Raw genomic sequence first — 12,054 nt, forward strand, 5'->3', positions numbered from 1 at the left:
GGGCGCGGCTCCTCGCCGCCGTGCGGAGGCGCCGCGCGGGGCCGGTCCGGGCGCGTCCGGGCGCGGGGCAGACGCCGGGGCTCGCGGCGCTCCTCGGGCTGCTCGCGCGGAGACGGGACGACGTGCTCGAGCGCGGCACGGACTGGGTCTTCGCGCTCGCGCCGGACCTCCAGGGCAAACGGCCGCGCGAGGAGACCCAGAGCCTCGTCGACCAGGTCATCACGACGAACGTCGCCGTCCTCGAATCCGGCGACCGTCGGCCCCTGCATACGTTCATCGATTACGTGACCAGCCTGCGCGCGGCCAGCGAGTTCCGCGTCTCCACGCTGCTCCGGGGGTTTCTCTCGTTCAAGCAGGGCGTCGCGGCCGTGATCGCCGAGGAGCGCTGGCCCGCGCGCGAGGCCCTCGGGGCGCTCGGGCTCGTCGAAGAGGTCTATCACGAGGCGATCTTCGAGCTCTCGGACGTGTACGGCGACAAGCTCGTGGGCTCGGTGGTGGCGCAGAGGCGCGAGCTCGAGGCCGAGCTCGGGGAGAAACGCGCCGAGCTCGACGCCCAGCGCGCCATGCTGCGCGTGCTCTCCTCGCCGGTCCTTCGCGTCTGGGAGGGCGTGCTGCTCCTGCCGCTCATCGGCGAGATCTCGCCCGAGCGGGCCGAGCACGCGAAGAGCGTCCTGCTCCACGCGATCGGGACGTACCAGGCGCGCGTCGTGCTGATCGACGTGACGGGGCTCAGCGTCGTCGACGCGCACGCGGCGGGGGTGCTCGGCGCGATGATGCGCGCGACGGGGCTCGTGGGCGCCGAGGGCATGCTGGTCGGCGTGCGGAGCGACGCGGCGCGCACGTTCGTGGACATCGGCGAGCTCTTCCCGGGCGCGCGGACCTTCGCGACGCTGGGCGACGGCTTGCGGCATGCGATCCGGCGCGTGCTTCATCTTTCGAAGGCGCGGCCGTTCTGATAAAACCCCGGGCCGTGGCCCTTCCGCCGAACATCTGCCTGGTGAACGCCGCGCGCAGCCTCTGCGACGACGTATTTTTTGCGATTGCCTCGACCAACCGCCTCGACGAGGGCGTCCTCCGCGCGCTCGCGAAGCGCCGCGCGCCCGTGCTTCAGGCGACCGCGCGTGGGGCGCTGCCCGAGCACCTCGGCGCGTGGGACACGTGGCTCGTGCGGATGACGGCGGCGATCGCCCCGATCCACCCGCCGCGATGGCTCGCGATGGCGGACGTGATCGACGAGGGGATCTCGCTCGAAGGCGGGGCGCGCGGCGTGCGGTCCTTGTTCACGTCGAAGCCGAGCGAGAAGGACATCGCGCGGGTGACGGCGTTCGGGGGGTTCGCTGCGCGCGCGCTCGCGGCGGTGCTCGGGGCGACGGGGACGTTCCAGATGGAGGCGAAGTCGCAGCGCGGCTGCTTCATCGCGTCGCTCGGTTTGCCCGAGGAGGACGAGCGGGCGCTCGCGAAGGAAGAGCCCGTGAAGGCCGAGACGCTCGAAGTGCCGGAGGGGCTGCCGCCGAAGATCGCGCGGGCCGTGCTGCGAGGCGCGTTTTACGCGGCGATGCTGGAGGGGGTCGACCCGCGCGAGGAGCAGGCGGTCCTGGTGATCGGGAAAAAGACGTCTCTCCTCGCCGAGGAGGTCACGGCGGCGCACGGGGAGGCGCGGCAACGCATCGAGGCGGCGCGGGCGTTCGGCGCGCCGTGCGTGGATGCGATCCGGTATGTGCTGGAGGGCGAAAAGGAGTCGAGCGACGAGCTCGCGGTCGCGGCGGCGCGGCTGACCTTGCCCATGAATCACCGCACGGAGGCGATTACGGCGGTGAACGTGGGCGGCAAGGTGGTGCTCGCGAAGAAACATTCGCTCGACAAGAAGCAACGCGAGGCGGCGCTCGGGTTGGCGTGGGCCGCGGCGCTGCGGTCGGATCCCTCGTACGTGCGGCGGAGCGAGCTCGCGTTGCGGCACGACGCGGTGGCCGCGGACCTCGGGGACGAGGGGGCGGGGAAGGATGCGCGGCGCGGGGTGGAATCGTTCATCGAGGACGAGCTCAAGGCGCTCGTGCCGCTGGTGCCGCCGCCATTGCCGTGATGGAGGAGGTGTAGGGATGGGAATTCCGCTCTCCGTGCTCGATCTGGCGCCGGTTCGTCGGGGGTCCGGCGTGAGCGAGGCCTTTGCCGAGAGCATCGATCTGGCGCGCCATGTCGAGGCGCTCGGCTATCGGCGGTACTGGTTCGCCGAGCACCATGCCATGCCGGGCATCGCGTCGGCGTCGCCCGCGGTGCTGATTGCGCGGATCGCCGCAGCGACGTCGACGATTCGTGTCGGCTCGGGCGGCGTGATGCTCCCGAACCACGCGCCCCTCGTGATCGCGGAGCAATTCGGCACGCTCGAGGCGCTCTTCCCCGGCCGTATCGACCTCGGCATCGGCCGCGCCCCGGGCACCGACCCGCTCACGGCGTCGGCGCTGGGCCGCGATGATCCGACGACGGGCGAGGGCCTGCCCGCGATGCTCGACGAGCTCTACGGGTTTTTCCGCGGCGACTTCGGCGAGGATCACGCCTACCATGGCATTCGCGCCGTCCCGGCGCTCGGCCATGAACCGCCGGTCTGGCTGCTCGGGTCGAGCGGCTACAGCGCCAAGGTCGCCGGCCGGCGCGGCTTGCCCTTCGCGTTTGCCCACCATTTCAGCCAGGCCAATACGCTGCCGGCCCTCGAGCTCTACCGGAAGACGTTCAGCCCGTCGGCCGTGCTCTCCCAGCCCGAAGCGATGATCGGCGCGATCGTGATCGTCGCCGACACGGACGCCGAGGCGCGGCGCCTCGCGCTCCCGAGCGCGCTCGCATTCATGCGCGTGCGCCAGGGCAAGCGCGAGCCCTATCCGACGATCGAGGAGGCGGAGACGTATCCGTGGGCGCCGGAGGAGCAAGCCTTCGCCGAGAAATGGCTCGCGCAGAACATCGTCGGCGGCCCGGCGTCCGTGCGTGAGCAGCTCGAAAAGCTCCTCGATGAAACCCGCGCCGACGAGCTGATGGTGTTATGCGTGGTGCCGGATGCGGAGGCGCGCAAGCGCTCGTATACGCTGCTCAGGGAGCTCCACGGCTGATTTCGCCGCGCGCGTCGAGGTGCGGGCGAGGTCTCGCACCTCCGTTCGTCGAGCCTACTTTACTTCTCGCGTCACCTTGGAGTTCCACGGGCAAAAATGGCAGCCCGGAAGGAACGCGCCGCAAGCTTCATCGAGGTGCTCCTCGACATACGTCATGTCGGCATCACAGACTTCGATCGCCATCGCGAAGAAGCTGATCGTAGCGGGATCGAGGTGATACGACCAGTTCGGGTTGTAGTCCACTCGTCTCTTCACGATCCGCCCATGGACATGCACCTCGTTCTGTTCCTCTCCAGAGATGATCCGGCGCGCCTTGGCGATCTTCTCTTCATCGGTGATCTCGAAGATGAACTCTCTCCCTGGCGAAGAAGGTTGCGTGAATGCAAAGCGGGCCATGACGTTTCCTTTCGCGGGGGCTCGTGTGTATTGGACGGGTGTCTACGACACCGAGTTCCGCCCCCCCGGCCCCGGGTTAGGCCGGTCTTCCGGAGAAGTCAACGGTACTCCTCCGTACGCTGAATCCGTGCTGGCGGACGCGAATTTCTGCTCGCCTCTTGCGAAGGGAACACGATGCCCCGCTCCGTGCTCGGGGCGCGGTCGATGACCCGGGTCAAAGCCGAGGGCTGACGGCCAGGCGTTGGAGCTCACCCGGGTCATCTGTGAGGCCCGCGGACGGGGCGTGGGGATGCCCCGGGTCAGGTCCGAGGGCCGACGGCCAGGCGTTGGGGCTCACCCGGGTCATCTGTGAGGCCCGCGGACGGGGCGTGGGGATGCCCCGGGTCAGGTCCGAGGGCCGACGGCCAGGCGTTGGGGCTCACCCGGGTCATCTGCGAGGCCCGCGGACGGGGCGTGGGGATGCCCCGGGTCAGGTCCGAGGGCCGACGGTTGCGTGTCGTGGATGACCCGGGTCATGTGCAACCGGAATCTTGGGTGACACATCAGACCGGGACCTCGGGTGACACTTCTTCGCTTCTCGAGAGGTCGACCCATCACCTTGGGTGGCGCAACCCGGGGGCTCCGGCACGTAGACCGGGACCATGGGTGACACTGTTCGGCAGGGCAGGTACGGAGACGGTTTGGGGGGCGGGGATCCGGGGAGCTGGGGGGAGTGGCCAGGCCAACCGTTGAGCCCGTCCCTGTGGGTGTGGTAACCGTGGGAAGCGCCGAAGGTGATGGGCATGCGCTTGCTGTGGCTTCTGCTTGGGGTGCCGTGGTGGGGACGGGGTGTGCGTCGCCGTCGGTGACGGCGACGCAGTGCATGCCCCCGAACTGGTGCGCAGAGCAAACGCCCCTCTGTTACAACAGTTGCAGCGGTACGGTTCACCATCGATGCGGGCGACTGCATGCCCCTCGATAACAACTACTATTGCCTGGAACGTGTCGTCGACGCGGAGTCGGCGACGTTCCGGGCCACGTACAAAAAGCCCACCCACCCGTTGGGCAACCTCGAGCGAATTCAGTAGCGCTATGCCTGCCCTTGCCTCGGGCGCCGCGTGATCTGAACGAGGCCCTCCACCGGGCCGAGCGGCGCCGGCTCGGGGGCGTCGAGAGGCTCGACGACGAGCTCGAAGAGGCCGTGATCGAACGGTTTTCCCTCGGCCGCCGCGGCGGGGACGAGCCGCTCGCGTTTGCCCTCGGCGGCGAGCGTGCGCGCGCGGAAATGGCAATACGGGTTGTTTCCGGGTCGGCCGAAGAGCGCGTGCGCGGTGAACGTGCAGCCGCCCATGCAGACCTCGGCGAACGAGCAGGTGCGGCAATGACCCCAGAGGTCGTCGATGGTGCGGTTTCGCGCGAACGCAAGGGCCGGGGCCTCGTCCCAGATCGCGCCGAGGCTCCTCTCGCGTAACGTGCCGCCGACGTAGGGATGGCTTTGCAAGGAGGGACAACCCTTCACCGCGCCGTCCGATTCGATCCCGAGGACACGTTTTCCCGCCTGACAGCCAATGAAATGGTCGCGCCCGCCCTCTTTCACGGAGCGCAGGAGCGCCTCCTCGGGGCCGAAATAGCCGAGGTTGTTGCCGGGCATCAGCGTGATGCCGTCGCGGAAGGCGCGGCGCTTCAGCGCGGCGACGCGTGGCACGACGTCGAGCAGGTCGTAAGGCTGAAGCAGCATGTCCGGGCGATCGGCGGCGCGGCCGAGGGCGGCCGTGATCTGGACCTGCCAGGCGACGATGCCGAGCACGCGCAGGTGCTCGTAGAGCGCTTCGAGGTCGCCCCGATTGACGCGGTTCACGTTCGTGTTCGCCGCGACGAAGAGGCCCGCCCCGCGCAGATGGCCGATCGCGCGCGTGGCGCTCTCGAAGCTCGATTTCGCTCGGCGGATGAGGTCGTGCGTGCGCGCGAGCCCGTCGACGCTCACCGAGACGCTGTGCAGACCCGCTTCTTTCATGGCCCGCGCGAGCGCCGCGTCGATCCCGCGGCCGCCCGTGGTCATGGTGGGCCGGATCCCTGCATTCTTGAGGGCCCGGACAATTTCGAGGAAACCCTCGTGCAGGTATGCCTCGCCGCCGATGAGCACGACTTCCCGCGCGCGGCGCTCCTTCAATTGCTGGACGACGCCGAGCGCCTCCTCGGTCCCGAGCTCGGTCGTCCGCGGCCCGCCGGCGCGTGAACCGCAATGGGCGCAGGGCTGATCGCAGCGGAGCGTGAGCTCCCAGACGACATAGGCGGGATGATGGTCGTCAGCGAGCACGGGGACGCGGCGGAGGGGCATGGCGGCGCTCAGGTTACCACCACGCACGCCTCAGGCGCCGGTGGACGTCGCGTCTCGGGTCCACTCGACCTCGATCGCGGAGCCGAACACCTCGAACTCGTGCTCCAGGCGATCGAGGAGCTCCTCGGCGCCGTCGAGCACGCCGCGCCGCGCCATGCTTTCGAGCCGCGCGCTCGTCTCCGCCACGCGTTTCGCGCCGACCGCGCCGCTCGACCCCTTGAGCGCGTGCGCGCGTCGTTCGAGGTCCACGGCGTCGCGCTTCTTCAGGGCGCCACGCAGCCCGACCATTCGTTCCGGGACCTCCGCGAGGAATGCGCGGCCGATCTCCTCGAGGGCCCCGAGCTCGCGGAGCCCGTCGACCATTCGCATGTCGAGGACCGGCCCTTCGCCGTCCGACACGACCGCGGGCCGCGCCGCCTCCGCGGCGGGCCGCGAGAGCGTTACATGACGCTCGAGCACGCGCTGGAGATCCACGCGCTCGATGGGCTTCGGCACGTGGTCATCCATTCCAGACGCGAGCGCGCGCTCCCGGTCCTGCGGCATGGCATTCGCCGTCAGCGCCACGACGGGCGTGCGTGGCAATCCGTGCTCGCGCTCCCGCCGCCTTATTTCCTCGGTGGCGCGATAGCCATCCATCTCCGGCATCTGGCAATCCATCAGCACGAGCCGATACGCTCCGCGCTCGAACGCCTCCACCGCGGCGCGCCCATTGTCCACCGTGGTCACCACGCAGCCGAGCATCGCGAGCATCTTCTGCGCGACCTTCTGGTTGACCACGTTGTCCTCGGCGAGCAGGACCCGGAGGCCCACGTGCGCCCCCGAATCGACGAGTTTTTCGCGCTGGGGCGCCTCGTCCCTCGCCTCGGAGCGTGGCCCCGCGACCGCCCCGAGCGCGGCCACGAGCGCCGACCTGTGCACGGGTTTGTGGATCCGCGCGGCGCGCGCGCCCGGCGGGAGCGATGGCAGGTCACGCCCCACCGGCGAGAGCAGGACGAATGAAAGGGACGCGAGCTTCGGGCTCGCGAGGACCGCCTGCACGACGTCGGCGCCGCTCATTCCCGGCATGTCGCGGTCGAGCAAGAGCACGTCGTACGGCCGCCCCGCGGACGCCGCCTGATGCAGCGAGGTCATCGCCGCGCCGCCGCCGTCGGCCTCGTCCGCCTTCATTCCGAGGCTCGTGAGCGAGGCGCAAAGGGCCGCGCGCGCGGCGAGGTTGTCGTCGACGACGAGCGCGCGGAGCCCGGTGAGGTTCGGGGGCGCGGCGGCACGCGGCGCGTTTTTCGTGGCCTTCTCGAGCCGCGCCGTGAACCAGAACGTCGACCCCCGCCCGCGCTCGCTCGCGAGGCCGAGCTCGCCGCCGAAGAGGCGCACGAGTTGCCTCGAAATGGCGAGCCCGAGCCCGGTCCCGCCGTGCCGCCGCGTGCTCGATCCGTCGGCCTGCGCGAATGCGTCGAAGATATGATCCTGATCGCCCGGCGCGATCCCCACGCCGGTGTCCTTCACCTCGAAGCGCAGGAGCACCGAGCGCCCGTCGTCCTCGACGACCGACACGCTCGTGACGGCCTCGCCCGCGTCGGTGAATTTGACGGCGTTGCCGAGCAGGTTCACGAGCACCTGGCGCAATCGGCCCGGATCTCCGGCGAGGTCCTTCGGCACCTCGTCCGGCAATCGCAGCACGAGCTCGACGTGTTTGTCGTGGGCGCGCTGGGCGAGCATGTCGAGCGCGCCTTCGAGGAGCGTGTCGAGCTCGAACGGCTCGCGGGCGAGCTCCATCTTGCCCGCCTCCATCTTCGAGAAATCGAGGATGTCGTTGATGATCGAGAGCAGCCCCTTCGCCGAGCCCTGGACGATTCCGGCGTACTCCTTCTGCACGGGGGTGAGCGGGGTCTCGAGGAGCAGCTCGGTCATGCCGAGCACGCCGTTCATGGGCGTGCGAATCTCGTGGCTCATGCGCGCCAAGAACTCGCTCTTCGCGTGCGCCGCCGACTCGGCGAGCTCCTTCGCGGCGCGGAGCTCGTCCTGCGTGCGCAAGAGGGCCGCGTTGTCCTCGCCGAGCCTGCGCCCCATTCCCACGACACCACGCGCCGTCTCGTCGAGCTCGACGACGGCGACGGGGACCGCCTCCTGCTCATAACGACCCTCGCCGATGCTCCGCACGATGTCATTGATGCGCGTGAGCGGGTCCGCGATGCCGCGGCTCATGGTCCGCGCCTTGCGGTAGAGGTAGACGAAGAAGCAGGCGTAAAAAACGACGAGGCCGGCCACCATGTACACCGCGATGCGCCCGATCCGCCTGCCGAGCGTCACGGCTTGCCCGTCGATCCGGGCCTGGGGCACGATGATGACGAGCTTCCATCCGGTCGCGTCGACCGTGCTCCACGCGACGCGCTTCGCCTCGCCCGCGAGCATCGTCTCGAGGCTCCCCTCCCGCTGCCGCGACAAGGCGCCCGGAAGCTCGCCGAGATCCTCGCGTTTGTAGAGGTTGAACGCGTCGGGCTTGAAGGTGTCCTTCAGAATGGCGGCCCGATAATCGTGGTTCGTGAGCTCGGTGAGCGCGAAATCCCGCTCCCCGCCCGAGGGCAGGGCCAGGATCGTGCCCGATCGTCCGATGAGGACGCCATACCCTTCCCAGGGGATTTGCAGCTTGAGCACCTGCTCGACGAGCGTGGCCACCGTGACGTCCGCCCCCACGACGCCTTCGAGCACGTCGCCGCGATGGACGGGCGCGATACACGACGCCATCCAGCCTTGCCCGGCCGGATCGACGTAGACGTCTGTCCAGACGACCTTGCGCTCCGGGTTGTGCTTCGCGTCGGCCTCGTAATAGAAATTGTACGAGGGAATGTCCATGTCCGGCGGGTATTGCTTGCGCACGTCCATGAACGGATAGATGCGGTTCATCGAGTCCGACGTGTTCAGGTACGCCTGGACCCACAAGCGGTTGTTTCGGACGATCGATCGGAGCAGCGGGTCGAGGCGCTCGGTCTTCAATACCTTGTCGCGCTCGGCGTCGCCGATCTTCGTGCGGCTGCTGTAAAAGAGAGCGCTCCCTCCCTCGTCGCGCGTCTTGTAATAGAGCCCCTCCGGCGCGGGTGCGTACCGCGCGAGCGCCGCCTCGCGCTCCGCCTCCGAGAGGCGAAGCGGCTCGGAGAGGGAGCGTCCGACCTCGTCCGTGAGTACCCTGACGCCCGTCATGACCTCCGAGAGATCCTGGTCGATCAAGACCGCCTCCCGCGACGCGATGCGCGAGAGCTCGCTCGTGGCCACCGTGCGTATGGCGGCCGTATTTTCGCGTTGCACGAACCGGTTCGCGCCGAGGTACGCGAGGATGAGGACGACCTCGACGAGCAGCAGCGGAATCAGCGCGGTGCGAAAGAACGCATGCCAGATCCAGCGAAACAGGGGCTGGCTTTGCAGGGTGGTTCGAGGAGGCATGGGTACGGCCCCCCTCGGATCGTGGACGATCGGCGCGGAGGGGGAGATCTCCAATAAAGAAGAACCCCGTCAGGCCGTCAAGCGCGAGCGTCGCCACAACTACGTCGCGGATGCCGCGTTTCGCTTGCGTTCGCCTGTGTGCATGACAGCTTTCCTCGCATGCTGAAGACTTGCGTATCTTGTGAAGGTTTCGTTCCCGGATCGGCTTCGAGCTGTCCTCACTGCGGCGCGGCCGCAGAGAAGGTTCCTTCGGCGCTCGCGGGCTTCGGGAAGAGCCTCGCGGCCCTGGCGACGGGCGGGGCCATGGCCGTCACGCTCATGGCTTGTTATGGCCTACCCCCGTGTGATCCGGCCGATGACAAGGACGGCGACGGGTTCTGCCCCTGGCACGATGATTGCGACGACACGAACAAGGACATCCATCCTGGCGCACAGGATACGACGGGCGACGGAATCGATCAGAACTGCGACGGCACGGACGGCGTCATGGGCGACGGCGGGGCGTGCCTCAGTTGCGTGCTGGCCATGTCCACGCAGGGCGCCACGGAGGCCGACGTTTGCCCGGGCGACGCCCTCACGGCCTACCAGGCCCTGAAGCAATGCGCTTGCCAGGCCGCCTGCGCGGCTGATTGCCAGGACGAATACATCTGCACGAGCGGCGAGTCGACGGCCGATTGCCAGGGCTGCGTCACTACGCAGTGCAGCACGCAAAGGCTCGATTGTCAGGAAAACTAGCCGTGGCCTAACGCAGCGTGGCGACGAGGATCCCGAGCGTCGCCACGCTCGCCCCGATGAGCCCCCACCCGATGCGGCGCAAATGCCGCGTGTGGACCGGCAGCACCGTCACCCCGAGCGACAGCATCACGAACGGCGCGAGCGCGATCGGCGCGGCCATCGGGAGCGCGCCCCGGAGCGCGAGGATCACGCTCGCCGCGCCGAAGCCGATCGTCGCGATGAACGCGGCGACGAGCGTCGCCTTCCCCTCGTGTTTGGCCCGCGCGATCACGGCGCGCACCGCGAGCGTCGACATGAGGAACGCCGTCGTCCAGACGATCCAGGCCACGGCCGCGGGCAGCAGCGCGACTCCGCTCGCGAGCGCCACCGGAAACCCCGCGCCCGAGAGCGCCGCCGCCGCGATGATCTCGCCCGCCGCGGTCTTCTCTTCCTTGCGCCAGACGAACGCCATCACGACGAGCCCGAGCAAAACCGGCGGGACGAGCGCGAGTCTCGCTTCGGCGGGCGCGAAGAGCAGGAACACGCAGCCAGACAGCGCCACCGCCGCGCCGAGCCACGCGAGCCGCCGCGCCGCGCGCGGGCCGTCCTGCGCGCGGGCCTTCTTGCCCCGCTGCCCGAGCAGGACGAGCACCGGCTCGTGCGCGAGGAACGCCGCGATCCACGCGATCGTCAGGCCAAACGCCGCGATCCCCGGCCGGCCGAGCGCGAGACCCGCCACGAGCGGCAAGCCGAGCTGACCGTACGCGCCGTGCTCCCGCGGCGCGAGCGAACGCGCGGGTGCCGGGGAAACGAGCGGGGCGGAGGTCATGCCTTCCCCCATGGCATTCCGCGCGTCCGCTGGCAACGGTCCCGCTAGAGCTCCTCGGACTCCTCCGCGCTCGAGCGAGGATCGTTCTCCTCGACGAGCTCGTCGATCGTGGGCTCGGCGCGCTGCCGCTCTCGCTCGCGCTCGACCTCCGCGTGCTGGATTTCCCGCTGGCGCACGCCCACCGCTCGTTTGGGGTCGTGGCCGTACTCGGCCGTGTGGCGGTCCTGAATCGGCATGGGTGAAGCCTCCTCCCCGCCTGCACCTTGGGGCGTTTCCTTCGCATCGGAAGGGGTCGCGAGCAGGAGCATCGCGATCACGCCGAGCGCGACGCCGAGCGCGCGCCGCACCGTAAAACCCTCGCCGAAGATGAGCGGAGCGAGCGCGGCCGAGAGGACCACGCCGCCGCCGAGCGCGAGCGTGCCCGTCGCGGCGACCGGGCCGCCGAGGCGGAGCGCCGTGAAGAGGAGCGTCGTCGCGACGCTGATGCAGAGGCCCGCGAGGCATGCCCACACGACGCCGGGCGTGCTCGTCGGCGTGGCCTCGGCCTCGCGACGCACGACGAGGAAGGCGAGGATCCCGAGCGCGGCCGTTCCTTCGAGGCAAAGCGCGCCGAGGGCGTCGCCGATGCGACCGCTCGACGCGCGCAGCGCGAGGTAGTGCAGGCCGAAGAAACAAGCCGCGACGATGGCGGGCAGGGTCCAGGCGGGCATCGGGCGACCCTAGTGGGCCGGAGCGCCTGGGGGAAGAGCTGGCGAAGCTGGCGGGATCTTGCCACCGGCGCGTGTTCATGAGACACACGTGGACCTGAACTGTCGGCCGAGGTGCCCGTCCCTCGGCGATGCAAGGGGATCGTGAAGCCGCTCCGCCATCTCGCCGCCCTCTGCGTGCCCTTCGTCATGGTCGCCCTCGCGGGAGGCCCCTTGGGTTGCCAGCTCATCGGCCTGCCGGACGCGCCCCAGGCGCCGCAGGCCCAGCTCCCGCAGGTGCCCCAGGTGCCCGAGGTGCCCTCCGTCGACATGCCTGCGCCGCCCTCGGTCTCGCTGCCGTCGGCGCCCGAGAAGCCCAAGATGGACGTGCCTCTCGACGAGGACACCGAGGTCTGCTGCCTGCGCAGCGGCCCTGTCGAGCAGGTCTGCGGCGGCGCGGCGAAGCGCTGCTGCACGATCAAGCTCGAGCGCGACGCCTGCGAAAACCAGGGCGGCCTCTGGTTCCACAGCGTCCGCGGCTGCGCCGGCGCCTGTTGACGACGCACGGAGGAGGCGAGGGCT

At 69.6% G+C, this 12,054-nt stretch carries 10 protein-coding genes; 5 read left to right on the top strand and 5 right to left on the bottom strand.

Translation table 11 applies throughout. The features are described 5' to 3' along the window. The 3 genes from QHF83_RS09195 to QHF83_RS09205 form a co-directional block, all read left to right on the top strand. A partial coding sequence (locus QHF83_RS09195) for an STAS domain-containing protein (protein WP_282417394.1) occupies nt 1-956 on the top strand: 956 nt, incomplete at its 5' end. Between the two features lie 14 nt (nt 957-970). Further along, nucleotides 971-2,080 carry a hypothetical protein gene (locus tag QHF83_RS09200; RefSeq protein ID WP_282417395.1) on the top strand — a complete coding sequence of 370 codons (1,110 nt, stop codon included), beginning with the start codon at nt 971-973 and terminating at the stop codon, nt 2,078-2,080. Nucleotides 2,081-2,096: 16 nt separating this feature from the next. Further along, nucleotides 2,097-3,095 carry an LLM class flavin-dependent oxidoreductase gene (locus QHF83_RS09205; protein ID WP_282417396.1) on the top strand — a complete coding sequence of 333 codons (999 nt, stop codon included), beginning with the start codon at nt 2,097-2,099 and terminating at the stop codon, nt 3,093-3,095. A gap of 54 nt (nt 3,096-3,149) precedes the next feature. Here the strand turns inward: QHF83_RS09205 and QHF83_RS09210 are convergent, their stop codons facing one another. The 3 genes from QHF83_RS09210 to QHF83_RS09220 all read right to left on the bottom strand — a co-directional run bounded on the left by QHF83_RS09210 (nt 3,150) and on the right by QHF83_RS09220 (nt 9,243). After that, complete coding sequence (locus tag QHF83_RS09210; RefSeq protein ID WP_282417397.1) at nt 3,150-3,491, bottom strand: hypothetical protein; 342 nt, start codon at nt 3,489-3,491, stop codon at nt 3,150-3,152. Nucleotides 3,492-4,560: 1,069 nt separating this feature from the next. Further along, on the bottom strand, nt 4,561-5,808 hold the full coding sequence (locus QHF83_RS09215) for a radical SAM protein (RefSeq protein WP_282417398.1): 1,248 nt from the start codon (nt 5,806-5,808) through the stop codon (nt 4,561-4,563). 30 nt (nt 5,809-5,838) lie between these two features. Continuing rightward, the gene (locus tag QHF83_RS09220; protein ID WP_282417399.1) at nt 5,839-9,243 is read right to left on the bottom strand and encodes a response regulator; all 3,405 of its coding nucleotides are present in this window, start codon (nt 9,241-9,243) and stop codon (nt 5,839-5,841) included. 159 nt (nt 9,244-9,402) lie between these two features. On the opposite strand from QHF83_RS09220, the gene QHF83_RS09225 reads away from it, so the two are divergent. Beyond that, entirely contained in the window at nt 9,403-9,978 is a 576-nt protein-coding gene (locus QHF83_RS09225; RefSeq protein ID WP_282417400.1) for a putative metal-binding motif-containing protein, read from the top strand. A 7-nt stretch (nt 9,979-9,985) separates the two neighbouring features. Here the strand turns inward: QHF83_RS09225 and QHF83_RS09230 are convergent, their stop codons facing one another. Further along, entirely contained in the window at nt 9,986-10,786 is an 801-nt protein-coding gene (locus QHF83_RS09230) for a YwiC-like family protein (protein WP_282417401.1), read from the bottom strand. A 44-nt stretch (nt 10,787-10,830) separates the two neighbouring features. Continuing rightward, nucleotides 10,831-11,496 (bottom strand): DMT family transporter, encoded by a 666-nt coding sequence (locus QHF83_RS09235; protein WP_282417402.1) that lies wholly within the window; start codon nt 11,494-11,496, stop codon nt 10,831-10,833. A gap of 141 nt (nt 11,497-11,637) precedes the next feature. Between QHF83_RS09235 and QHF83_RS09240 the strand changes: the two genes are divergently transcribed. After that, a complete protein-coding gene (locus QHF83_RS09240; protein ID WP_282417403.1) occupies nt 11,638-12,030 on the top strand; it encodes a hypothetical protein in 393 nt (130 codons plus the stop codon). Nucleotides 12,031-12,054 lie beyond the last annotated feature (24 nt).

The organism is Polyangium sp. 15x6 (genome assembly GCF_029960785.1).
Classification (GTDB): Bacteria; Myxococcota_A; Polyangia; order Polyangiales; family Polyangiaceae; genus Polyangium.